Source organism: Cupriavidus sp. WS, assembly GCF_000395345.1.
Lineage (GTDB): Bacteria > Pseudomonadota > Gammaproteobacteria > Burkholderiales > Burkholderiaceae > Cupriavidus > Cupriavidus basilensis_B.
In genome coordinates this window covers 1-23,920 of sequence record NZ_AQPL01000228.1, presented here as the reverse complement: position 1 = coordinate 23,920, position 23,920 = coordinate 1, and the positions used below count along the sequence as shown (strand labels likewise).

General features: G+C 69.3%; 22 protein-coding genes. 18 read left to right on the top strand and 4 right to left on the bottom strand.

Going from position 1 to position 23,920, the window contains the following annotated elements; translation table 11 throughout:
• Nucleotides 1–315: 315 nt before the first annotated feature.
• Nucleotides 316–1,080: a flagellar basal body P-ring formation chaperone FlgA gene (gene flgA, locus K206_RS0119080; protein WP_081651446.1), complete on the bottom strand. Its 765-nt coding sequence runs from the start codon at nucleotides 1,078–1,080 to the stop codon at nucleotides 316–318.
• A 220-nt stretch (nucleotides 1,081–1,300) separates the two neighbouring features.
• Here flgA and flgB point away from each other — a divergent pair, with 220 nt between their 5' ends.
• From flgB to flgL, 11 genes are all read left to right on the top strand, one after another.
• Nucleotides 1,301–1,708 (top strand): flagellar basal body rod protein FlgB, encoded by a 408-nt coding sequence (gene flgB / locus K206_RS0119075; protein WP_020203990.1) that lies wholly within the window; start codon nucleotides 1,301–1,303, stop codon nucleotides 1,706–1,708.
• Between the two features lie 7 nt (nucleotides 1,709–1,715).
• Complete coding sequence (flgC, locus tag K206_RS0119070) at nucleotides 1,716–2,123, top strand: flagellar basal body rod protein FlgC (protein ID WP_029043818.1); 408 nt, start codon at nucleotides 1,716–1,718, stop codon at nucleotides 2,121–2,123.
• Nucleotides 2,124–2,145: 22 nt separating this feature from the next.
• On the top strand, nucleotides 2,146–2,805 hold the full coding sequence (flgD, locus tag K206_RS0119065) for a flagellar hook assembly protein FlgD (protein ID WP_020203988.1): 660 nt from the start codon (nucleotides 2,146–2,148) through the stop codon (nucleotides 2,803–2,805).
• 44 nt (nucleotides 2,806–2,849) lie between these two features.
• Entirely contained in the window at nucleotides 2,850–4,115 is a 1,266-nt protein-coding gene (gene flgE / locus K206_RS0119060) for a flagellar hook protein FlgE (RefSeq protein ID WP_020203987.1), read from the top strand.
• A gap of 52 nt (nucleotides 4,116–4,167) precedes the next feature.
• On the top strand, nucleotides 4,168–4,911 hold the full coding sequence (gene flgF / locus K206_RS0119055; protein WP_020203986.1) for a flagellar basal-body rod protein FlgF: 744 nt from the start codon (nucleotides 4,168–4,170) through the stop codon (nucleotides 4,909–4,911).
• A 52-nt stretch (nucleotides 4,912–4,963) separates the two neighbouring features.
• The gene (gene flgG / locus K206_RS0119050; protein ID WP_020203985.1) at nucleotides 4,964–5,749 is read left to right on the top strand and encodes a flagellar basal-body rod protein FlgG; all 786 of its coding nucleotides are present in this window, start codon (nucleotides 4,964–4,966) and stop codon (nucleotides 5,747–5,749) included.
• Nucleotides 5,746–6,429 carry a flagellar basal body L-ring protein FlgH gene (gene flgH / locus K206_RS0119045; protein ID WP_020203984.1) on the top strand — a complete coding sequence of 228 codons (684 nt, stop codon included), beginning with the start codon at nucleotides 5,746–5,748 and terminating at the stop codon, nucleotides 6,427–6,429. The genes flgG and flgH overlap by 4 nt, the downstream gene beginning before the upstream one ends.
• The gene (locus tag K206_RS0119040) at nucleotides 6,429–7,577 is read left to right on the top strand and encodes a flagellar basal body P-ring protein FlgI (RefSeq protein ID WP_020203983.1); all 1,149 of its coding nucleotides are present in this window, start codon (nucleotides 6,429–6,431) and stop codon (nucleotides 7,575–7,577) included. The genes flgH and K206_RS0119040 overlap by 1 nt, the downstream gene beginning before the upstream one ends.
• A 1-nt stretch (nucleotide 7,578) precedes the next feature.
• Complete coding sequence (gene flgJ / locus K206_RS0119035) at nucleotides 7,579–8,631, top strand: flagellar assembly peptidoglycan hydrolase FlgJ (protein WP_020203982.1); 1,053 nt, start codon at nucleotides 7,579–7,581, stop codon at nucleotides 8,629–8,631.
• Nucleotides 8,632–8,822: 191 nt separating this feature from the next.
• Nucleotides 8,823–10,742, top strand: a complete 1,920-nt coding sequence (flgK, locus tag K206_RS0119030) for a flagellar hook-associated protein FlgK (RefSeq protein ID WP_020203981.1) — start codon at nucleotides 8,823–8,825, stop codon at nucleotides 10,740–10,742.
• 64 nt (nucleotides 10,743–10,806) lie between these two features.
• On the top strand, nucleotides 10,807–12,036 hold the full coding sequence (flgL, locus tag K206_RS0119025; protein ID WP_020203980.1) for a flagellar hook-associated protein FlgL: 1,230 nt from the start codon (nucleotides 10,807–10,809) through the stop codon (nucleotides 12,034–12,036).
• A gap of 180 nt (nucleotides 12,037–12,216) precedes the next feature.
• Here the strand turns inward: flgL and K206_RS0119020 are convergent, their stop codons facing one another.
• On the bottom strand, nucleotides 12,217–13,248 hold the full coding sequence (locus K206_RS0119020; RefSeq protein ID WP_029043816.1) for a LacI family DNA-binding transcriptional regulator: 1,032 nt from the start codon (nucleotides 13,246–13,248) through the stop codon (nucleotides 12,217–12,219).
• Nucleotides 13,249–13,390: 142 nt separating this feature from the next.
• On the opposite strand from K206_RS0119020, the gene K206_RS0119015 reads away from it, so the two are divergent.
• The 3 genes from K206_RS0119015 to araD all read left to right on the top strand — a co-directional run bounded on the left by K206_RS0119015 (nucleotide 13,391) and on the right by araD (nucleotide 17,026).
• A complete protein-coding gene (locus tag K206_RS0119015) occupies nucleotides 13,391–14,383 on the top strand; it encodes a tripartite tricarboxylate transporter substrate binding protein (protein ID WP_020203978.1) in 993 nt (330 codons plus the stop codon).
• Between the two features lie 8 nt (nucleotides 14,384–14,391).
• Nucleotides 14,392–15,222, top strand: coding sequence for an HpcH/HpaI aldolase/citrate lyase family protein (locus tag K206_RS0119010; RefSeq protein ID WP_020203977.1), 831 nt, complete (start codon nucleotides 14,392–14,394; stop codon nucleotides 15,220–15,222).
• 76 nt (nucleotides 15,223–15,298) lie between these two features.
• Nucleotides 15,299–17,026, top strand: coding sequence for an L-arabinonate dehydratase (gene araD / locus K206_RS0119005; RefSeq protein WP_020203976.1), 1,728 nt, complete (start codon nucleotides 15,299–15,301; stop codon nucleotides 17,024–17,026).
• Nucleotides 17,027–17,083: 57 nt separating this feature from the next.
• On the opposite strand, the gene K206_RS0119000 is transcribed toward araD, so the two are convergent.
• A complete protein-coding gene (locus K206_RS0119000; protein ID WP_029043815.1) occupies nucleotides 17,084–18,046 on the bottom strand; it encodes a LysR family transcriptional regulator in 963 nt (320 codons plus the stop codon).
• A 197-nt stretch (nucleotides 18,047–18,243) separates the two neighbouring features.
• On the opposite strand from K206_RS0119000, the gene K206_RS0118995 reads away from it, so the two are divergent.
• Nucleotides 18,244–19,758 carry a CoA-acylating methylmalonate-semialdehyde dehydrogenase gene (locus K206_RS0118995; RefSeq protein WP_020203974.1) on the top strand — a complete coding sequence of 505 codons (1,515 nt, stop codon included), beginning with the start codon at nucleotides 18,244–18,246 and terminating at the stop codon, nucleotides 19,756–19,758.
• Nucleotides 19,759–19,872: 114 nt separating this feature from the next.
• On the opposite strand, the gene ssuD is transcribed toward K206_RS0118995, so the two are convergent.
• Entirely contained in the window at nucleotides 19,873–20,988 is a 1,116-nt protein-coding gene (gene ssuD / locus K206_RS0118990; protein WP_020203973.1) for an FMNH2-dependent alkanesulfonate monooxygenase, read from the bottom strand.
• Nucleotides 20,989–21,193: 205 nt separating this feature from the next.
• On the opposite strand from ssuD, the gene tauA reads away from it, so the two are divergent.
• The 3 genes from tauA to K206_RS0118975 are packed head-to-tail and all read left to right on the top strand — an operon-like array spanning nucleotide 21,194 to nucleotide 23,909.
• Nucleotides 21,194–22,189, top strand: coding sequence for a taurine ABC transporter substrate-binding protein (tauA, locus tag K206_RS0118985; RefSeq protein WP_020203972.1), 996 nt, complete (start codon nucleotides 21,194–21,196; stop codon nucleotides 22,187–22,189).
• A 5-nt stretch (nucleotides 22,190–22,194) separates the two neighbouring features.
• On the top strand, nucleotides 22,195–23,016 hold the full coding sequence (locus tag K206_RS0118980; protein ID WP_020203971.1) for a taurine ABC transporter ATP-binding protein: 822 nt from the start codon (nucleotides 22,195–22,197) through the stop codon (nucleotides 23,014–23,016).
• A complete protein-coding gene (locus K206_RS0118975) occupies nucleotides 23,013–23,909 on the top strand; it encodes an ABC transporter permease subunit (RefSeq protein WP_020203970.1) in 897 nt (298 codons plus the stop codon). Before K206_RS0118980 ends, K206_RS0118975 begins: the two co-directional genes overlap by 4 nt.
• Nucleotides 23,910–23,920 lie beyond the last annotated feature (11 nt).

Sequence of the window (23,920 nt, the reverse complement as noted above, 5' to 3'; positions counted from 1 at the left end):
GCTGACGCGCACGCCGGCGGTTTCCGGGGCGGCGGCGGGGCCTGCGGCGGCGCCCGCCACGCTGCGCGGCGTGCCGTCGCTGGCGTCGGCCGGCCTCGAGGAGGTGGTCTGATTGATCTTCACGGTGGTTCCTTGCTGGGTTCCTCTGGCTTATCGGACGGCGGCGGCAGAACTTTAGGGCCGCCCGGGGCGGATCGTGGCCGTCCGGGCACGGGCTTGGGATGCCGGCTGCACTTCGTGCGCAGCGCGGCGCGCCATTGTCTCATGCACGGCGGCGGCGCCGGGCCGGCGCGCGGGCCTATTGTCTTATTGTCGCTATTGTTGCAGCACCACCGTATCGCCGTTGCGCACCAGCGCGTTGACCACCTGGCCGTTCTTGAGCCGGACCTGCACGTTGTTGCCGGCGGCGGCGTCGGCCATCACCTTGCCTTCGCTGCTGAGCTGGAACGACTCGCCTTCCACCACCACCGTCACGTTCTGGCCCTGCCGCACGGCAATGGCCTTCTTCAGCAGGTCCATGCGCATCGGCGAGCCCGCCGCGACGCGGTTGGCGACCACCGCGCCCGCCACCTGGGCGAGGTCGGTGACCACCGCGCGCGGCAGGCCGGACAGGTCGCCCTGGCGCAGTTCCAGGTCGGACGGGTCCAGCGGCTCGCCGGGCGTGAGGTTGCGGGCCGCCACGTAATAGTCGGCCACCACCGAGACGCGCGCCTGCACGTAGCGGGTCCAGGGCCGCTCGCCGCCGCAGCGCACGCCGACCGAGATGCGGCCCCAGGGCGACGCGCCCGGCGGCAGGAAGGGCTCGGGCAGCGGGCAGTCCGGCGCGCGGCCGCCCGACGGCGGCACCACCTGGATGCTGGCCTTGCCGGGCAGGCCGGCGGTCTGGCGCTCGAGGAACTGTTCCACGGCGGCGCGCACCGGATCCTCGGTGAAAGGCGAGGGCGGCGCCGCCAGCGCGCCGCCGCACAGCGCGCCGGCGGCGGCCAGCGCGCAGGGCAGCGCGCGCGTGGCGGTGCGCAGGGCGGCGCGGAAAGTGGCGCACAAAGTGGCGCACAAAGTGACGCAAAAGCGAGGATTCATGTGTACATCCGGCAAGGCTGCGGGCCGGCGGCGCGCGGCGGGCGCGCGGGCCGGGCCGCGGAACAGGACCCATTGTAGGCAGCCGCGCCTTCGGGCTCGTGGCGAAATACGCGGGTTTTTTTGCCCTATTCGCGCGATTGGGATGACAGGGCCGAACCTAAGATGGCACACCTGAAGAAGGTCGACCTTCGTCGCTCTCTCCCTCCAGCGAGACACAGACATGATTGACAGACTCGATGCGGCGCTGCGCTTCCAGCAGGAAGCGCTGAGCTTGCGGACCCAGCGGCAATCGGTGATTGCCTCCAATATCGCGCATGCCGACACGCCCGGCTACAAGGCGCGCGACTTCGACTTTTCCAGCACGCTGGCGCAGACCGTCGAGCGCGGCAAGCGCGCCGAGGGCGTGTCGCTGTCCACCACCTCGGCGCGGCACCTGCCCGGCCAGGCGCCGGTGGCCGACGACATGGACCTCCAGTACCGCATCCCGCTGCAGTCGAGCATCGACGGCAATACCGTCGAAATGGACACCGAGCGCGTGGCCTTCGCCGACAACGCCGTGCACTTCGAGTCCGGCCTCACCGTGATGAGCGCCAAGATCAAGACCATGCTGTCGGCCATCCAGCAGTGAGCACGCCATGCCAGCAATGAACATCTTCGACGTCGCCGGCTCGGCGATGGCCGCGCAGTCGCAGCGCATGAACGTGACCGCCTCCAACCTGGCCAACGCGGACAGCGCGGTCAGCCCCAACGGCCAGCCCTACCGCGCCAAGCAGGTCATCTTCGGCCTGGCGCCGACCCCGGGCCAGAGCGACGTGGGCGGCGTGCAGGTCGAGGGCGTGATGGAGGACCCGTCGCCGCCGCGCATGGTTCACAACCCGACGCACCCGCTGGCCAATGCCGACGGCTACGTCACGATGCCCAACGTCAACCCGGTGGAGGAGATGGTCAACATGATCTCGGCCTCGCGTTCCTACCAGGCCAACGTCGAAGTGCTGAACACCGCCAAGACCATGATGCTCAAGACGCTGACCCTCGGTCAGTGACGCCCAGAAACCAGGACCCGCAATGACTACCACCGTCGACACCAGCACCCAGGGCATCAACAACGCCCTGCAAGGCAGCAGCGCCAGCGCCGCCGACCTGCAGAACAACTTCCTGACCATGCTGGTCACGCAGATGAACAATCAGGACCCGCTCAACCCGATGGACAACTCGCAGCTCACCTCGCAGCTCGCGCAGATCAGCCAGGTGAGCGGCATGCAGACCATGAACAATACGCTGCAGGCGCTGCTGTCGCAGGTCGCGGCCAGCCGCGCGATGGATTCGGCGTCGCTGATCGGCCACACGGTGATGGTGCCGGGCAACACCGCCACGGTGGCGGGCGGCGTGCCGACGCAGATCGGCGTGGACCTGCCGGCCACGGCCGACGCGGTCACGGTCAACGTGCTCGACAAGGACGGCAACATCGTGCGCACCATCGACATGAAGGGCCAGGTCGCGGGCGTGCACGACATCACCTGGGACGGCAAGAACGATGCCGGCGTGGCGGTGCCGGACGGCGACTACACCTTCAAGGTCGCGGCCACCGCCGATGGCAAGGACGTCTCGCCGGTCGCGCTGGTCTACGGCAAGGTGGGCAGCATCAGCGGTGACTCCACCGGCGTGCTGGTGGACATCGGCAATGGCCGCACGGCGTCGGTCGACGACGTGCGCCGCATTCTTTGATTTATCTGCGATTCGTCAGCTAACCAGTTCATTAGGGGAACATCATGGGTTTCGGTCAAGGGGTAAGCGGCATCAACGCCGCCGCATCCAACCTGGACGTCATCGGCAACAACATCGCCAACGCCAACACGGTCGGCTACAAGCAGTCGACCGCGCAGTTCGCCGACGTGTACGCCGGCACCAAGATCGGCCTGGGCGTGACGGTGAATTCGGTGGTGCAGTCGTTCAACCAGGGCAATATCGAATCTAGCGGCAGCGCGCTCGACGTGGCCATCACCAACGGCAACGGCTTCTTTCGCATGACCGACTCCACGGGGTCGGTGTTCTACTCGCGCAACGGCCAGTTCCAGCGCCAGCCGGACGGCAGCATCACCAACGCGCAAGGCCTGGCGCTGACCGGCTACCCGGCCGGCACGACCGGCGGCGGCGCGGTGCAGCCGCAGCCGCTGGTGATCCCGAACACCACGATGGCCGCCCGCGCGACCACGTCGCTGGCCATGTCGTTCAACCTCGACTCCGGCAGCAAGGTTCCCGTCACGCCGTTCGCCAGCACCGGCCCGCTGCCGGGACCGCCCCCGGTGCCGGCGGCGCTGCCGACCAGCGACATGTTCAACTACAGCACCGGCGTGACGGTCTATGACTCGCTGGGCAACGCCCGCCAGCTGACCGCCTACTTCTCGACCGGCACCCCGGGCGCAGGCGCGCTGCCCGCGCCGAATGCCGGCGGCACCGACTGGACCATGAACCTGACCGACGCGGCGGGCAACATCGTCAGCACGAGCACGCTGCAGTTCGGCCCGAACGGCAACCTGGTGGTGCCGGCGGCCGGCGCCACCACCAACATCGCGCTGCCCGCCTCCAACGGCGCCGCCGCGATGACGGTGGCGATGAACCTGACCGGCACCACGCAGTTCGCCGGCGACAACGACACCAAGCCGCCGGTGCAGGACGGCTACGCCGCGGGCAGCCTGCTGGGCTTCGCCGTGCAGCCGGACGGCACCATCCTCGGCAGCTACTCGAACCAGAAGACCCAGGCCCTGGGCCAGGTCGTGCTGGCCAACTTCGCCAACACGCAGGGCCTCAAGCCGGAAGGCAACAACGTGTGGTCGGAAACCGGCTCGTCGGGCCCGGCCGTGGTCGCCGCCGCCGGCGGCGCCTCGGGCACGCTCAAGTCCAACGCGGTGGAAGACTCCAACGTGGACCTGTCGGGCCAGCTCGTGAACCTGATCGTGGCGCAGCGCAACTACCAGGCCAACGCGCAGACCATCAAGGCGCAGGACACGGTCATGCAGACCCTGGTGAACCTGTAACCGAGCAGCAGAGCATGTCGCCGGCCGCGCAGGCCGGCGCTGAGGAAACGCCATGGACCGCATGATCTACACCGCCCTGTCGGGGGCCAAGCAGACGCTCGACCAGCAGGCCGCGGTGTCCAACAACCTGGCCAACGCCTCGACGCCGGGCTTCCGCGCGCAGGTCAACATGTTCCGCGCGGTGCCGGTGGTGAGCAACGCCTCGCCGACCCGCGCGTTCACGCTGGCCTCGACGCCGGGCGCCGACATGAAGGCCGGCCCGCTGACCTACACCGAGCGTCCGCTGGACGTGGCGCTGCAGGGCAACGGCTGGCTGACCGTGCAGGCGCCGGACGGCAGCGAGGCCTACACCCGCGCGGGCTCGCTGCAGGTGTCGCCCGACGGCCAGCTGCAGACCAGCACCGGCCTGCCGGTGATGGGCGACGGCGGCCCGATCGCGGTGCCGCCCTCGGCCGAGGTCACGATCGGCAGCGACGGCACCATCACCGTGCGCGGCCCCGGCGACACCGCCCAGGGCCTGGCGCAGATCGGCCGGCTGCGGCTGGTCAATCCGCCGCCGGACTCGATCGCGCGCGGCGACGACGGCCTGTTCCGCCTGCGCCCCGGCGCGCAGCCGCTGCAGCAGGACGGCAACGTGCGCGTGCTGACCGGCGCGCTGGAAGGCAGCAACGTCAACCCGGTGGAAGCGATGGTCGACATGATCGCCAACGCGCGCCGCTTCGAGATGCAGATGAAGATGATCCAGGGCGCGGACACCAACGACCAGCGCGCCAACCAGCTGCTCTCGACCAACTGATTTCACGATCTGACGCGCCGCCGCGCCCAGCGGCGGCCATGCAAGGACAAACATGATCCGCTCACTCTGGATTGCCAAGACCGGCCTCGATGCGCAGCAGACGCAGATGGACGTGATCTCGAACAACCTGGCCAACGTGTCGACCAACGGCTTCAAGCGCAGCCGCGCGGTGTTCGAGGAACTGATGTACCAGACCGTGCGCCAGCCGGGCGCGCTGTCGTCGGACCAGACCAACCTGCCCTCGGGCCTGCAGCTGGGCACCGGCGTGCGCCCCGTGGCCACCGAGCGCATCCACACCCAGGGCAATCCGCAGCAGACCGGCAACAGCAAGGACGTGGCCATCATCGGCCAGGGCTTCTTCCAGGTCACGATGCCCGACGGCACCACCGCCTACACGCGCGACGGCTCGTTCCAGACCGACCAGAACGGCCAGCTCGTGACCTCCAGCGGCTTCGTCATCCAGCCCGCCATCACGCTGCCGCCCAACTACACCTCGCTGACCGTGGGGCGCGACGGCACCGTCTCGGTCACGCAGCCGGGCTCGAGCGCCAATGTGCAGGTCGGCCAGATCCAGCTCGCGACCTTCCCCAACCCGGCCGGCCTCGAAAGCCTGGGCGAGAACCTGTACGTGCAGACCGACGCCTCGGGCGCGCCCAATGCCACCGTGCCCGGCCTGAACGGCGCCGGCACGCTGCAGCAGAACTACGTGGAAGCGTCCAACGTGAACGTGGTCGAGGAACTGGTCAGCATGATCCAGACCCAGCGCGCCTACGAGATCAACAGCAAGGCGGTGCAGACCTCCGACCAGATGCTGCAGCGCCTTACCCAGCTCGGATGAACATGATGGCCTCGCTGATCCGCCTGGGCGCGCTCGCCCTGTGCTGCCTCGCGACCGGCTGCGCGATGATGCCGCGCGAGCCGCTGGTCCAGCTTCCCACCACCGCGCGCGCCGAACCGCGCTCGGTGGGGCCGTCGAGCGGATCGATCTTCCAGGGCTCGTATGCGGGCAATCCGTTGTTCGAGGATCGCCGGCCGCGCAACGTGGGCGACATCCTCACCATCGTGATCAGCGAGAACGTCAACGCCAGCAAGAACTCGGGCACCAACGCCACGCGCACCTCCAACAGCGCGCTGACGTTCGACGCCGTGCCCAAGGCGCTCGGCGGCCTGTTCAGCAGCAGCCAGAACGCCAGCATGAGCGGCGCCAACGGCCTGAAGGCCAGCGGCGGCGCCACCGCCGCCAACACCTTCAACGGCACCATCACCGTGACCGTGCTGGAAGTGCTGCCCAACGGCAACCTGGTGGTGTCCGGCGAGAAGCAGATGGCCATCAATCAGGGCGCGGAGTTCATCCGCTTCTCCGGCGTGGTCAATCCGCGCACGATCACCGGCGACAACGCGGTGCCGTCCACCCAGGTGGCGGACGCGCGCATCGAGTACACCGCCAAGGGCTACATCGACGAAACGCAGAACATGGGCTGGCTACAGCGTTTCTTCCTCAACGTCTCACCGTACTGATGGCTGACCGCATCATGTTCCCGTCTTCGTTCCCCGTCTTGCGCCGCCGCTTCGTCCGCGCTCTTGTCCTCGCGCTGACGCTGGGCCTGCTGGCAGGCGCGGCACAGGCGGAGCGGCTCAAGAACCTCGCCACCTTCCAGGGCGTGCGGGACAACCCGCTGGTGGGCTACGGCCTGGTGGTCGGCCTGGACAACACCGGCGACCAGACCACGCAGACGCCGTTCACCACGCAGAGCCTGACCAACATGCTCTCGCAGCTCGGCATCACGCTGCCGGCCGGCAAGAACATGCAGCTCAAGAACGTGGCCGCGGTGATGGTGACCGCCACGCTGCCGCCGTTCGCGCAGCCCGGCACCCAGCTCGACGTGGTGGTGTCGTCGATGGGCAACGCCAAGAGCCTGCGCGGCGGCACGCTGCTGATGACGCCCCTCAAGGGCGCCGACGGCCAAGTCTACGCCATCGCCCAGGGCAACATGCTGGTGGGCGGCGCGGGCGCGTCGGCCAACGGCAGCCGGGTGCAGGTCAACCAGCTCGCGGTGGGCCGCATCGCCAACGGCGGCATCGTCGAGCGCGCCGTGCCGGCCTTCCAGCCCGAAGGCGGCCTGCTCAACCTGGAGCTGCGCGAGACCGACTACGGCACCGCCGAGCGCGTGGTCGACGCCATCAACCGCAACATGGGCGGCGGCGTGGCCAGCGCGCTGGACGGGCGCGTGGTGCAGGTGCGCACGCCGCAGGCGCCGTCGGCGCGGGTGGGCTTCATGGCCCGCATCGAGAACATCGAGGTCACGCGCGCCAAGGCCGCGGCCAAGGTCATCCTCAACGCCCGCACCGGCTCGATCGTGATGAATCAGGCCGTCACCGTGGACGACTGCGCCGTCGCGCACGGCAATCTCTCGGTGGTGATCAACACCCAGCCGGTGATCAGCCAGCCGGCGCCGTTCAGCGGCGGCCAGACCGTGGTCGCGCCGGTCTCGCAGATCGACATGAAGCAGCAGGGCGGTTCGCTGCAGATGGTGCGGGCCGGCGCCTCGCTGTCCGCGGTGGTCAAGGGCCTCAACGCGCTGGGCGCCACGCCGGCCGACCTGCAGACCATCCTGGAAGCCATGCGCGCCGCCGGCGCGCTGCGCGCCGACCTCGAGATCATCTGACATGTCCGCCAGCCGCATGGCCGCGCAGGCCGAACTCTCGCAGCGCTTCGCCCTGGACACCCAGGGCTTCGAAGGCCTCAAGCAAAGCGCCCGCACCGGCGCCACCCCCGAGACGCTGCGCACCGCGGCGCGCCAGTTCGAGGCGGTGTTTACGCAGATGGTGCTCAAGAGCATGCGCGACGCCACGCCGCAGGACGGCCTGTTCGACAACGAGCAGACCAAGCTCTACATGTCGATGATGGACCAGCAGCTCTCGCAGCAGATGTCCACGCGCGGCATCGGCCTGGCCGACGTCATGGTGCGCCAGCTCGCGCGCGCCAGCGGCGCCGCCGTGCCGCCGGAGCTGGCCGGCACCGCTGGGGCCTCGGCCGCGAAGCAGGCCCTGATGCAGTCCGGCATGGACGACGCCGCGCCCGGCCTGGCCGGCGCGCTCGACATGCGCAACGGCGACGGCGGCGGCGACGGAAATACGCCGCGCCTGGGCAGCGTGGTGCCCGGCGCGAACTGGAACCCCACCGCCGGCCTGCGCCAGTACCAGGGCCAGGCCCAGGACGCCGGCGCCTGGCAGGGCAACGGCGCGGCGCTGCCGGAAGACACGCCGGCCCACATCAGCGCCTTCGTCTCGCGCATGGCGGGGCCGGCGATGTCGGCCGCGCGCGCCACCGGCGTGCCCGCCAAGCTGATCCTCGGCCAGGCCGCGCTCGAATCCGGCTGGGGCCGGCGCGAGATCGCCCACCCGGACGGCAGCACCACCTTCAACGTGTTCGGCGTCAAGGCCGGCGCCGGCTGGAAGGGGCCGGTCGCGGAGATCACCACCACCGAATACGTCGACGGCCAGCCGCAGAAGGTGCGCGCGCGCTTCCGCGCCTACGGCTCCTACGACGAAGCGTTCGCCGACTACGGCCGCCTGCTGAGCAACAACCCGCGCTATGCCGAGGTGCTGGCCGCGGGCAGCGCCGACGAGGCCGCGCGCGGCCTGCAGCGGGCCGGCTACGCCACCGATCCCGCCTACGGGGAGAAACTAGTGCGGATCATGCGCAAGGTGCCGGTCTGAGGCCGCCTGCCGGTCCGCCGGCGGGAAAATCCGCCGCCGCCCCTAAAGTCTTTTCGTACTTCTGCCGTTACCTACACCATTCACCGCCGTGGATCCAGGCAGCGGCGAACCGGCACCGAAGCGCCCTGGCGGCCACGGTGCGCGGATCGTCCCGTCAGGCGCGCGGCAGCCACCAGACGCGGAGCTAGAGCATGTCTCTCTTCAACATCGGACTTTCGGGCCTGAACACGGCGCAGAACGCGCTGACCACGGTTGGCCACAACCTCAGCAACGCCGCCACGCCCGGCTACACGCGCCAGAACACCATCATCGCCTCGGCCGGCGGCCAGTACACCAGCGCCGGCTTCTTCGGCCAGGGCTCCAACACCACCTCGGTGGTGCGCGTCTATGACGAGTTCCTGACCAACCAGCTGCGCGGCGCCCTGAGCTCGAGCGCCCAGCTCTCGACCTACTCCGACCAGATCAGCCAGATCGACAACCTGCTGGCCGACCAGAAGGGCGGCCTGGCGCCGCTGATGCAGAACTTCTTCGCCGCCGTGCAGGGCGTGTCCGACACGCCGGCCGACCCCGCCGCGCGCCAGAACATGCTCAACGCCGGGCAGTCGCTGGTGGGCCAGATGCGCGCCTCCAACGCCTACTTCCAGCAGCTGCGCGACGGCGTCAACACCCAGATCCAGAGCCAGGTGACGCAGGTCAACGCCTACTCGCAGCAGATCGCCAAGCTCAACACCCAGATCACGCAGGCCACCGCCGCTGGCGCCGGCCAGCCGCCCAACGACCTGCTGGACCAGCGCGACCAGCTGGTCCAGCAACTGACCCAGATCGTCGGCGTCAAGGTGGTGCCGCAGGACGGCGTGTTCAACGTCTACGTCGGCAACGGCCAGCCGCTGGTGATGGGCTCCACCTCGTACGACCTCAAGGCCGTGCAGTCGTCGGACGACCCCTCGCGCACCACCGTCGCGTTCACCCAGTCCAACGGCAACGTGTACCAGATGGACGAAAGCGCGCTCAAGGGCGGCTCGCTCGGCGGCCTGCTGCAATTCCGCAGCGAGACCCTGGACCCGGCGCAGAACGCCATCGGCCGCCTGTCGGTCACGCTGGCGCAGACCTTCAACGACCAGCACAAGCTGGGCGTGGACCTGACCGGCCAGATCGGCGGCGACCTGTTCAAGCTGGGCACGCCCGGGGTCATCGCCAAGAGCACCAACACCGGCACCTCGGGCATCACGGCGGCGATCAGCGATACGTCCCAGCTCACCACCAGCGACTACACGCTGCGCTTCGACGGCACCAACTACAACCTGGTGCGCGCCTCCGACAGCAAGGTCGTGGCCACCCAGGCCGGCGCCACCGCCACCTATCCGCTGACGCTGTCGGCCGACGGCGTGGACGTGACCATCCCGGCCGCCACCTCGATGGGCACCAACGACTCGTTCCAGATCCAGCCGACCCGCAACGCCGCCGCGGCCATGGACATGGCCATCACCGACCCGGCCAAGATCGCCGCCGGGGGCCCGCTGCGCACCAGCAACGGCACCACCAACACCGGCACCGGCACCGTCAAGGTCGGCAGCGTCGCCCAGGGCTTCGCCCTGCCGGCCAGCACCATCACGGCCACCTACAACGGCACCGGCTACGTCTTCACCGACGCCGCCGGCAACCCGGTCACGCCGACCACCGGCCCGACGACCAACGGCACCGCCACCGAGTTCTCGTTCAACGGCATCACCGTCAGCTTCGACGGCGCGCCCAAGGCCGGCGACACCTTCACGCTGGCGCCCAACCTCAGCGGCGTGTCCGACAACGGCAACGCGCTGGCGCTGGCCAAGCTGCAGAGCACCAAGACCATCGGCGGCGTGTCCAGCTACAACGACGCCTTCGCCCAGCTCGTCAACGACGTCGGCAGCCGCGCCAAGTCGGTGCAGATCGCCTCGACCTCGCAGGACAGCGTGACCACCCAGGTCAACAACGCGCAGCAGAGCGTGTCCGGCGTGAACATGGATGAGGAAACGGTCTCGATGCTGCGCTTCCAGCAGCTCTACCAGGCCAACGCCAAGGTCATCCAGACCGCCACCAACCTGTTCGATACCATCATCGGTATCGGCCGCTGATCGCCCGCCCGATCGAGATCGCCCGCCAATCGCACCGACGACCCGGACACAGAAAGGAACAGACATGCGCATCGCAAGCTCCACGCTCTATCAGCTCGGCCTGGCCTCGATGAACAGCCAGCAGAGCGCCCTGATGCATGTGCAGCAGCAGCTCGGCACCGGCAGCCGCATCCTCACGCCGTCGGACGATCCGGTCGGCGCCACGCGCGCGCTGATCGTCTCGCAGTCCAGCGCCATCAACAACCAGTACGCCACCTCGCGCAAGCAGGCCAACACCAACCTGTCGATGGAGCTGAACTCCCTCAACAGCGTGACCACGGTCATTCAGAACATCCAGACCCTGGTGGTGCAGGCCGGCAACGGCACCATGAGCGACGCCGACCGCGCCTCGATGGCATCGTCGCTGCAGGATGCGTACAACCAGCTGGTGGGCCTGGCCAACGCCGACGACGGCAACGGCCAGTTCCTGTTCGCCGGCTACCAGTCCGCCACGCCGCCGTTCTCCAAGAACGCCAGCGGCGCCGTGCAGTACGGCGGCGACACCGGCCAGCAACTGCTGCAGGTCGACGTGGCGCGCCAGATGCCGACCAACGACAACGGCTACTCCATCTTCATGAGCGTGCAGAACACCGCGACCTACGTGGCCTCCGCACCCGCCGGCAACACCGGCACGGCCACGTTCAGCGCGGTCTCCGTCACCGACCCGACCAACGCCGACTACGGCAAGAAGCTGTCGATCAACTTCGCCACCGACCCCGTCAGCGGCAAGATGCAGTACCAGTTGATGGACAACAGCGGCGCGGCGCCCGTGGCCATCGGCACCCCGGTCGACTACACCGACGGCGCCGGCATCCAGGTCGGCGGCCTGTCCCTGTCGGTCACGGGCGCGCCCAAGGACGGCGACGTGGTCAACCTGCAGCCCGCGCAGCAGGCCGGCACCGACATCTTCGCCAACCTGCAGGACGTCATCACCGCGCTCAACAAGCCCATCGTCACCGACGCCGACCGCGCCGCGCTGAGCAACGTGCTGGCCACCACCAACCGCAAGATGGCCAACTCGCTCGACAACGTCAGCACGGTGCAGTCCTCGGTCGGCTCGCGCATGCAGGAACTCGACTCGCTCGACACCATCGGCTCCAACCGCTCGCTGAACTACAAGCAGACGCTGTCTGGCCTGCAGGACCTGGATTACTACTCGGCGATCACCGAGTATTACCAGCGCCAGACGGCGCTGCAGGCGGCGCAGCAGTCGTTCATGCAGATTCAGGGGATGAATCTGTTCAAGTATATGTAAGGGGTGGGTGCGTGTTGCGCGAGTGAATCGGAACTTGCGCGGCTCGCACATTGAAGCTCGAGAAGCCCGCATGGGAAGCCGCCAGGAAACTGGCTTCCCATGCGGGCTTCTCGACTTTCCAGCTCGCCGCCGAACCGGGCGAACCGGCACAGGCGCAGTCGCCGAAATGAGCGCCGTCTGTCACGCGGATGAGGACAGCGTCTTGTCCGTACTCTCCCGCGCAATCGTCTCGAACCCGACATCCACCGCCAGCGACGCTTCCTCCCCCCGCATCCGCGCCAGCAGCGCGCGCGCGGCGCGGTTGCCGATGCGCGTGCCGTCGACCCACAGCGTCGACAGCGCTGGGACGGCGTCGATCGCCAGGGCCTGGTTGCCGAAGCCCATCACGCCCAGCTGATCCGGGACCCGGATGCCGACGGCGTGCGCGTGCGCGAGCACGCCCAGCGCCAGGGCGTCGGAGCTGCAGAAGACGGCGTCGGTCTCGGGGGCGCGCTGCAGCAGTTCCTTCAGCACTTCGCGGCCGCGGCCGGCCTGGGGGTTGGATTCGGGGAACACGATCTCGACAGGTTCGGGGGCGCCGGCTTCGAGGGCGGCGCGCCTGAAGCCGAGTGCCCGGCGCGCGGCCCGGCTGTCGTCGGAGCGCAGCAGCGCGGCGCGCCGGTAGCCGCAGGCGGTCAGGTGGCGATAGGCCGCGCGGCCGGCGTCTTCCTGCGAGAACCCGACCACCACGTCGAGCGGGTGCGGGGTGTAGTCCCATAGTTCGACGATGGGGATGCCGGCGTTGAGCAGGAGCCGCCTCGTCCGCGCGGTGTGCTCGATGCCGGTCAGCACGACGCCGTCGGGGCGCCGGCTCAGCATGGTCGCGAGCCAGTTTTCCTCGCGCACGGGGTCGTAGCGGGAAATGCCCAGCGTGGTCTCGTAGCGCTCGGCTTCGAGCGTGCCCACGAGTTCGTCGAGCATGTCGGAGAACAGCGAGTGGCCGATGGACGGCACGATGGCCGCCACCAGGCGCGTCTGCCGCGAGGTCAGCCCGCCGGCAAGCGAGTTGGGCACGTAGCCGGTCTGTTCGACGGCGGCTTCCACGCGCAGGCGCGTCGCCTCGGCGACGAGGTCGGGGCGGTGCAGCGCGCGCGAGGCGGTCATGGGGGACACGCCCGCGAGGCGGGCGAGGTCTTTCAGCGTGGGCGCCACGCTCGCGGGACGGGAAGCCATCTGTGCCTTGTCGACGTCAAATGATTGCAATGTTACGGCAATCATGATGGCAACACAAAATATCAGCGGCCATCCCTTGTTTCGCCTGATTCTTCCTCGGCTCCAGGGGATATGATTGCGCAATCATAAGAGGAGACAAACGATGGATCATCGCTCGCGCGCGGCCAATCGCCGCACTGTTCTGTTCTGTCTGCTGGCCGGCCTGCTCGCCCCGCTGGGCAGCGCCTTCGCGGACACCTATCCTTCCCGGCCGGTATCGGTGGTGGTGCCGTTCCCGCCGGGCGGCCAGACCGACGTGGTCGGCCGGCTGATCGCCAACCAGCTGGGCCGTGTGCTCGGCCAGGCGTTCGTGGTGGAAAACCGGCCGGGCGTGAACGGTTCGCTCGGCTCGGACATGGTGGCCCGCGCTGCGCCGGACGGCTACACGCTGGTGATCGGCGGGCCCGGCACGCATGCGATCAACCAGTTGGTGAACGCGAACGTGCGCTACGACGCGCGCAAGGACTTCACGCATATCGCGATGCTGAGCCGCGCGCCCATGCTGCTGGTGGCGGCGCCCCAGCTCAAGGCCAACACCGTGGCGGAGCTGATCGCGCTGGCCAAGGCGCACCCGAATTCGCTGAACGTCGCCTTGACCGGGATCGGCTCTTCCAGCCACGTGACGACGGAGCTGTTCAAGCAGACCGTCGGGATCTCGCTGAACTCGGTGCCCTACAAGGGCGACGTGCCCGCCATGACGGACCTGATCGGCGGGCAGCTGGACCTGCTGTTCGTGCCGGCGACGTCGGCGGTGACGTTCGTGCAGGGCGGCAAGCTCAAGGCGCTGGCCGTGGCCGGCTCGCAGCGGCTGGAGGCGTTGCCGAACACGCCGACCATGCCGGAGGCCGGCCAGCCGCGCATCGTCAATTACTCCTGGACGAGCCTGGAGGGCCCCGCCGGGATGCCGCCGGAAATCGTGCAGCGGCTGAACAAGGCCTGCCAGGAAATCCTGAAGCAGCCGGACGTCGTCGCCCAGCTCGCCAAGATCAACAGCGTCTCGACGCCGGGCACGCCGGAGCAGGCCGCGAGCTTCATCTCGGCCGAAGTCGCCCGCTGGGTACCCGTCGTCAAGAGCGCCAACATCCGGACGAATTAAGTACAGACATGCTGCCTATCAATCAATTCAAGCGCGCGCTGCAGAGCGGGCGCGCGCAGATCGGCGTGTGGTCGACCATTCCGTCGCCATACGTGTCCGAGCTCATCGCGGGTGCCGGTTATGACTGGGTGCTGCTGGACACGGAACACACGCCCACGGATGTGCCGCTCATGCTGAGCCAGTTGCAGGCCACCGCCGCGGCGCAGCCGCCCGAGGGCATGCTGCCCGCGCATGCGGTGGTGCGGCCGGCGTGGAACGATTCCGTCCTGATCAAGCGCTACCTCGACATCGGCGCGCAGACCCTGCTGCTGCCCTTCGTCCAGAATGCCGAGGAAGCGCGCGCCGCCGTGCTGGCGACGCGCTACCCGAGCGCCGGCATTCCCGGCATCCGCGGCATGGGCGGCTCCACGCGCGCGGCGAACTTCGGCCGCACGGCGGACTACGTGGTGCGCGCGGCCGAGGAACTGTGCGTGCTGGTGCAGGTGGAGACGGCCGAGGCGCTCGACCAGATCGAGGCGATCGCCGCGGTCGACGGCATCGACGGCATCTTCATCGGTCCCGCCGACCTGTCCGCGAGCCTGGGTTATCCGGGCAACGCCGGCCATCCCGCCGTCAGCGGCGCCATCGACGGCGCCATCCGCCGGATCCGCGCCTGCGGCAAGGCGCCCGGCATCCTCATGGTGGACGAGGCGCGCGCGCGCGAATGCCTGGCGCTTGGCGCGCAGTTCGTCGCGGTGGCGCTCGATACCGTCATGCTGAGAAACGGGCTCGACGCCGCCGCGGCGCGCTTTCGCAACCCGGGCCAGGCGAGCGCCGCCCCCGCGCCCGGCGGCTACTGAGCGAGCGCAAGCACGGCGTCAGACGCGCATCCGACGCGCGTCCGAACCCATACCCGACCCAGATTCCACAGTGACCATGAAGAAAGCAGAAGAGCTGCGCAGCGCCCGGTGGTTCGCGCCGGACAACCTCCGAGGATTCGGCCACCGCTCGCGCATCATGCAGATGGGCTATGCCCCGGCCGACTGGGCGGGCAAGCCGGTCATCGCCATCATCAACACGTGGTCGGACATCAATCCGTGCCACGCCCACTTCAAGACGCGCGTGGAGGACGTCAAGCGCGGCGTGCTGCAGGCCGGCGGCTTCCCGCTGGAACTGCCGGCGCTGTCGCTGTCGGAGAACTTCGTCAAGCCGACCACCATGCTGTACCGGAACATGCTGGCGATGGAGGCGGAGGAGCTCATCCGCTCGCATCCGGTCGACGGCGTGGTGCTGATGGGCGGTTGCGACAAGACCACGCCGGGGCTGCTGCTCGGCGCCATCAGCGCGGGGCTGCCCGCGATCTACGTGCCCGCCGGCCCGATGCTGCGCGGGAACTGGCACGGCAAGATACTGGGCTCGGGCTCGGATGCCTGGAAGTTCTGGGACGAGCGGCGCGCCGGCGTCATCAACGACCAGGACTGGCAGGACATCGAGGGCGGCATCGCGCGCAGCCACGGCCACTGCATGACGATGGGCACCGCGTCGACCATGACCGGCGTGGCGGAAGCGCTGGGCATGACCTTGCCGGGCGCGTCGTCGATCCCGGCGCCCGACGCGAATCACGTGCGCATGTGCGCGGCCTCCGGGCGCCGCATCGTCGAGATGGTGTGGGAAGACCTGGTGCCGGGCCGCATCCTCAGCCGCGGCGCGTTCGACAACGCCATCGCCGTGGCGATGGCGATGGGGTGCTCGACCAATGCCGTGATCCACATGATCGCCATGGCGCGCCGCGCCGGCCACGACGTGACGCTGGACGACTTCGACCGCGCGAGCCGGGTGGTGCCGGTCATCGCCAACGTGCGGCCGAGCGGCGACAAGTACCTGATGGAGGATTTCTACTACGCCGGCGGCCTGCCCGCGCTGATGCGCAAGCTGCTGGGCTTCCTCTCGCCCGGCGAGCTCACCGTCAACGGCCGCACCATCGCGGAGAACGTGCGCGATGCCGCCTGCCACAACGACGACGTGATCCGGGACATCGACCAGCCGATCTACCCCGAGGGCGCGCTGGCCGTGCTGAAGGGCAACCTCGCCACCGAGGGCTGCGTGATCAAGCCGTGCGCGATGGAGCAGCGGCTGATGAAGCATACCGGCAAGGCCATCGTGTTCGACGACTACCCCTCGCTGAAGGAGGTCATCGACCGCGACGATTTCGATGTCAGCGCGGACGACGTGCTGGTGCTGCGCAATGCCGGCCCGCAGGGCGGCCCCGGCATGCCGGAGTGGGGCATGCTCCCGATCCCGGGCAAGCTCGTCAAGCAGGGCGTGCGGGACATGCTGCGGATCTCGGACGCCAGGATGAGCGGCACCAGCTATGGCGCCTGCATCCTGCACGTCTCGCCGGAAGCCTTCGTCGGCGGCGCGCTTGCGCTGGTCCGCACCGGCGACCTCGTCGAGATCGACGTGATGGCGCGCAAGCTGGAGCTGCTGGTCAGCCCCGGGGAACTCGAGCGCCGGCGCAAGGAATGGACGCCGCCGGAGCGGAATTTCGAGCGCGGATACGGCTGGATGTTCGCCCAGCACATCCTGCAGGCGGACAAGGGCTGCGACTTCGACTACCTCGAAACGTCGTTCGGACGCTCGCCCGGAGAACCGGCGATCTATTGATCCCGTCCGGCCCGACACTGTGTCGGCCAGGCCGGTCCCACGCCTTCGCCGGGCCGCTCAAGTCCGGTGAAGGCGTTTTGGCTGGCGCGGCGCGAAGCCCTGCGCGTAGGCCTCGCGCAGGTACTCGACGAATACCTGCGAGACCCTGGACGCATGGGCCGAGTAGGGCCGGATCGCGTACAGCCATTCGCCGAAGACGCCGGTGGAGCGCCAGCCGGGCAGGACCTCGACCAGCCGGCCGCTCTGCAGCGCGGACTGGGCGCTGAAATCGGGCAGCAGGGCGATGCCGAGGCCCGACATCGCGGCGTCCCGCAAGGCCTCGCTGTTGTTGACGGCCAGCTGGCCCGAGACCGGCACCGTGACGGGGTCCGGCTGCCCGGCATCGGCCGACACGAAGGTCCACGTGGGCGTGCCATGCGTGCGCGGGTAGTGCAGGCAGACGTGCCCGGCGAGCGCGGCCGGGGAGGCCGGCATGCCGCGCGCGCGCAGGTAGGCGCGGCTGGCCGCGAGCACCGTCCGCGTCGGCGCCAGGGCCCACGCCACGTGCGTCTCCGGCGGGGCGGCGGTGTGGCGCACGGCCAGATCGAAGCCTTCCTGGGCCAGCGGGCGGATGCGGTCGGACATGTCCAGCTCGATCTGTATGTCCGGGTAGCGCCGCAGGAAGGCCGGCAACGTCGGGACCAGCTGCTGGCGGGAAAACGCCACCGGCGCCGTCACGCGCAGCAGGCCGCGCGGGGCGCCGGCCAGATCGCGGACATTGGCGAAGCTCGTCGCAATCCGATCGAACGCGCCGCGCGTCGACTCGACCAGCTCGCGCCCCGCCGCCGTGAGCGTGGCGCTTCTCGTCGTGCGCTGCACGAGCATGATGCCGGCCGCCTTCTCCAGGTCGGCGATGTGCTGGCTCATCGACGCCTTGCTGACCCCCAGCCGGGCGGCCGCCTTGCTGAAGCTGCCCTGCTGGTCGAGCACCACGAGCCAGTGCAGGTGCTCCCAGAGATATTCCACGTTTCCTTGCCGCATTCTTGTCGCCGCCTCCCGCCGCGCACTACCGTGCACTACCGCGCACTACATCTCCGCGATGCCGATCATTCGCATGCCTGGTATGGTAGCAGGTCAAAATCCTGAACAATATGTTTGGCAAAGGACGTCTACCCGGGTGCCCGCGCCATTCATATACTGCGTCGACCGCATGGACGCACAATCGACAGGAGATACCCGTGACCGCGCCTTACACCAGTTCCGCCGAAGTCATCCACCACGTTTCCGGCAAGCCGTACGTCGGCACCGGCACGCGCACCCAGGACGTGTTCAATCCGGCCACCGGCGCCGTCGCGCGGCAGGTCCGCCTGGGCTCGGTGGAAGACGTGGACGCGGCCGTGGCGAGCGCGAAGGCCGCGTTTCCGGCATGGGCCGACACGCCGCCGATCCGCCGCGCGCGCGTCATGCTGAAGTTCCTCGAGCTGATGAACCGGCACAAGGACGAACTGGCCGCGATCATCACCGCCGAGCACGGCAAGGTGCTGAGCGACGCGGCCGGCGAGGTCAGCCGCGGCATCGACATCATCGAGTTCGCCTGCGGCATCCCGCAGTTGCTCAAGGGCGACTTCACCGACCAGGTTTCCACCGGCATGGACAACTGGACGCTGCGCCAGCCGCTGGGCGTGGTCGCCGGCATCACGCCGTTCAACTTCCCCTGCATGGTGCCGTGCTGGATGTTCCCGGTGGCCATTGCCGCCGGCAATGCGTTCATCCTCAAGCCGAGCGAGCGCGATCCGTCCGCGTCGCTGTTCATGGCCGGCCTGCTCAAGCAGGCGGGTCTGCCCGACGGCGTGTTCAACGTGGTCCAGGGCGACAAGACCGTGGTCGACGCGCTGCTGCAGCACGCGGACGTCAAGGCCGTCAGCTTCGTCGGCTCGACCCCGATCGCCAACTACATCTATGAAACCGGCGCCAGGCTGGGCAAGCGCGTGCAGGCGCTGGGCGGCGCCAAGAACCACATGGTGGTGATGCCCGACGCCGACATCGACCAGGCCGTGGACGGCCTGATCGGCGCGGCCTACGGCTCGGCCGGCGAGCGCTGCATGGCCATCTCGGTGGCGGTGCTGGTCGGCGACGTCGCCGACAAGATCATGCCCAAGCTGGAAGCGCGCGCGCGCGAACTGGTCATCCGCAACGGCATGGAGCCCGATGCCGAAATGGGGCCGGTCGTCACGCGGCAGGCGCTGGAACGCATCGAAGGCTACATCGCGCTCGGCGTGGAAGAGGGCGCGAAGCTGCTCGTGGATGGCCGCAACTACAAGGTGCCGGGCCACGAGCAGGGCTTCTTCACGGGCGGCACGCTGTTCGACAACGTGACCCCGGAGATGCGCATCTACAAGGAAGAGATCTTCGGCCCGGTGCTGGCGTGCGTGCGCGCCGACGACTTCGCCCACGCGGTCAGGCTGGTCAACGAGCACGAATTCGGCAACGGCGTGGCCTGCTACACCCGCGACGGCCAGATCGCGCGCGAATTCGCCCGCCGCATCGAAGTCGGCATGGTCGGCATCAACGTGCCCATTCCGGTGCCGATGGCATGGCACGGCTTCGGCGGCTGGAAGCGCTCGCTGTTCGGCGACATGCACGCCTATGGCGAAGAGGGCGTGCGCTTCTACACGAAGCAGAAGAGCGTCATGCAGCGCTGGCCGGACGACACCACTCGCGGCGCCGAGTTCGCCATGCCGACGGCCAAGTAAGCGCCGTCGCCTTCGGGCCGGCCGGCACCGCGATCCTCGCGCGGATTGCCGCCGGCCCGGTTCGCCTTTACGTTCGCCTTACGTTCGCCTTCATGTTCACTCTCGCGCCCGCCCTCAGCGGGCGCGAATGTCGAATGCGCCGCCGGTCTGCGCCTGGTCGCGCAGCGTCACCGCCTCCTTGCCCAGCAGCGGGAACACCAGCTCGGCGAAGCGGATCGCTTCCTCCAGGTGCGGATAGCCGGACAGCACGAACGAGTCCACGCCCAGCGCCGCGTACTCGGCCAGCCGCGCGGCCACGGTCTCGGCGTCGCCCACCAGCGACGTGCCGGCGCCGCCGCGCACCAGCCCCACGCCGGCCCACAGGTTGGGGGCGATCTCCAGCCGGTCGCGCCGCCCGCCGTGCAGCGCGGCCATGCGCTGCTGCCCCACGGAATCCATGCGCGCGTAGTTCTGCTGCGCGCGCGCGATGTCGTCGTCGGTCAGCTTGCTGATCAGCCGCTCGGCGGCCGCCCATGCTTCCTCGCCGGTTTCGCGCACGATCACGTGCAGGCGCACGCCGAAGCGCACCGTGCGCCCCAGCTTGGCCGCGCGGGCGCGCACGTCGGCGATCTTCTGCGCCACCTGCGCGGGCGGCTCGCCCCAGGTCAGGTAGGCATCCACGTGTCTGGCGGCGAGGTCGTGCGCCGCGTCGGAGGAGCCGCCGAAATACAGCGGCGGATAGGGCTTCTGCACCGGCGCGTGGAACACCTGCCCCTTGCGGATGCTGTAGTGCTTGCCGTCGAAATCGACGGTCTCCCCGCGCAGCAGGCGGGTCCAGATCTGCAGGTACTCGTCGGCGGCCTGGTAGCGCTCGTCGTGCGCGAGGAACACGCCATCGGCCTCCAGCTCGGTGGCGTCGCCGCCCGGCACCACGTTGAGCAGCAGCCGGCCGTTCAGCGCCTGGTCGAGCGTGGCGGCCTGCCGCGCCGACGGCCCCGGGCCGCCGAGCGACGTGCGCAGCGCCACCAGCAGCTTGATGCGCTGCGTGACCGGCACCAGGCTGGAGGCGACCACCCACGGATCCAGGCACGAGGCGCCGGTCGGGATCAGCAGGCCGTCGTAACCGAGGTTCTCCGCGGTGACGGCGATCTGGCGCAGGTAGGGGATGGTCGGCGCGCGGCCGAAGTCGGACTTGCCCAGGTAGCGCGTGTCGCCGGAAGTGGGGAGGAACCAGAAGATGTCGAGAGCCATGCCGTTGGATGCCTGAGGCGGTGAATGTGCAGGGCATCATTTGAGCGCCGCCGCCGTCCGCGCGTAAGAATATTTGCGAGATAGCTTGGGCATTGGCCGCATATGCGGCGTGGGCCGAATGTGGATAAGCATGGGAGGAAATCTTCGTTCGGGCGAAAAATGCCGCTTCTTATACTGGTTCCTTTCGATCCGGGACGACACACACATGAAGCGCTTTCTGAACACGATGATGGTCTGCGCGACGCTGCTGCTGGCGGGCGGCGCCGCGGCGCAATCCCGGGAGGTGGTGATCGCCTACCAGGACATGGTCGTGCCCTGGCGCCATGCGCAGGATGCGCAGGCGGTCGAGAAGAAAACGGGCTACAAGGTCAGCTTCCGCAAGCTGGCCAGCGGCGCCGACGTGATCCGCGCGCTGGCCTCGGGCTCGGTGCAGATCGGCGAGGCCGGCTCGGCGCCGATCGCCTCGGGGCTGTCGCAGGGCCTCGACATCGAGTTGTTCTGGATCCTCGACAACATCAACGATGCCGAGGCGCTGGTGGTGCGCAACGGCAGCAACGTCAGGTCGCTGGCGGACCTCAAGGGCAAGCGCCTGGCGGTGCCGTTCGTGTCCACCTCGCACTTCCACACGCTGCTGGCGCTGGAGGCCGCCAAGGTCGATCCGCGCGGCGTCAGGATCGTCAACATGCGTCCGCCGGAAATCGCCGCCGCGTGGGAGCGCGGCGACATCGACGCCACCTTCATCTGGGACCCGGTTCTCGCCAAGGCCAAGAAGAGCGGGCAGGTGCTGACCACCTCGGGCAAGATCGCCGCGCAGACCGGCAAGGCCACGTTCGACGGCATCGTGGTGAGCAAGGCGTTCGCGCGCGACAACGACGCCTTCCTGACGGAGTTCGTCAAGATCCTGGCCGACACCGACGCGGCGTACCGCAACAACAAGTCCGCCTGGAGCGCCGATTCGGCCCAGGTCAAGGCGGTGGCGAAATGGTCCGGCGCCGAGCCGGCCGAGGTGCCGGCCAGCCTCGCGCTGTACGAATTCCCGACCTTGCAGCAGCAGGCCTCGGCGGCCTGGCTCGGCGGCGGCGCGGCCAGGTCGCTGGCGGCCACCGCGGCCTTTCTGAAAGAGCAGGGCACCATCCAGAACGTGCTGCCTGACTATGCGTCCGGCGTGAACGCGACATGGGTACGCAAGGCAGCGCAGTAAGTCACATGCCCGGCCACGCGCCCGGCCATGCCGGCAGCCCGAAGGCCGGCGGCCGGATCGAGGCGCGCCGCCTGTCGGTGCGCTTCGCGCCGTCCGGCGCGCAGGCGCCGCTCGCGCTTGCCGGCGTGGACCTGTCCATCGCGCCGGCCGAGTTCGTGGTCGCGCTGGGGCCGTCGGGCTGCGGCAAGACCACCTTGCTGAACTGCCTCGCGGGATTCATCCGGCCGTCCGCCGGCAAGGTGCTGCTCGACGGCGAGGCGGTGTCCGGTCCCGGCCCCGGGCTGGGCGTGGTGTTCCAGAAGCATGCGCTGATGCCGTGGCTCAACGTGCAGGACAACGTCGCGCTGGGCCTGCGCTTTCGCGGCGTGCCGCGCGCCGCGCGCCTCGCGGTGGCGCGGGAGAAGCTCGCGCTGGTCGGCCTGGAGCGCCACGGCGCCACGCCAATCTACCAGTTGTCCGGCGGCATGCAGCAGCGCGTGGGTATTGCGCGCGCGCTGGCCAACGATCCGCGCGTGCTCCTGATGGACGAGCCGATGGGCGCGCTCGACGCGCTCTCGCGCGAGTCGGTCCAGGAAGTGCTGGCGCGGGTCTGGGCGGCCACCGGCAAGACCGTCTTCTTCATCACGCACAGCGTGGAGGAAGCGCTGTTCCTGGGCACCCGCGTGATCGTCATGTCGGCGGGGCCGGGCCGCATCACCCACGATTTCCAGGTGCCGTTCCTGCGGCGCTATATCGACGGCGGCGACGCCAGGGCGGTGAAGTCGTCGCCCGAGTTCATCGACTGGCGCGAGCGCCTGCTGCAACTCGTTCACGGACAAGGCGCATGAGCCAGGCCGACGACGTCATCCGTCCCGCCATCGCGGCGGCGCCCGGCGAGGTGCCGGCCGGGGCGGCTGCCTCAGCCGCATCAGCCGGGCCGCTGCCCGCGGCGCGGCCGTTTCCGCGGCTGGGCAGCGGCGGGACCGCGGCCATCACCGTGGCGACGGTCGTGGCGCTGCTGGCCGGCTGGTGGGGCGTGACCGCGGCGGGCTGGATCGCGCCGCTGTTCCTGCCGCCGCCGGCGGCGGTCTGGCGCGCCGCGGTGCAGGCGTGGGACGGCAACGTGCAGGGCGGCCTGCCGCTGTGGCAGCACATCGGCTGGAGCCTGTGGCGCGTGTTCGGCGCGTTCGCGCTGGCGGCGCTGAGCGCGGTGCCGGTGGGGCTGCTGATGGGGACCAGCCGCGTGGCGCGCGGCATCCTCGACCCGGTGCTGGAGTTCTACCGCCCGCTGCCGCCGCTGGCCTACCTGCCGCTGATCGTGATCTGGTTCGGCATCGACGAGACCGCCAAGCTGCTGCTGATCTATCTGGCCTGCTTCGCGCCGATCGCGCTGGCCACGCGCGCCGGGGTGGCCAGCGTGCAGGCCGAGCAGCTGCATGCGGCCTTGTCGATGGGCGCCACGCGCGCGCAGCTCGTGCGCCACGTCATCCTGCCGTCGGCGCTGCCGGACATCCTGACCGGGCTGCGCATCGCCATCGGCTTCGGCTGGACCACGCTGGTCGCGGCGGAGATGGTGGCGGCCACGGCCGGGCTCGGCCAGCTGGTGCTCAATGCGTCGAACTTCCTGCGCACCGACGTGGTGGTCATGGGCATCGTGCTGATCGGCCTGATCGCCTACCTGTTCGACCTCGCCATGCGGCGGCTGTCGCGCGCGCTGACGCCGTGGCAGGCGTACCGCTGAGCGCGAAGCCG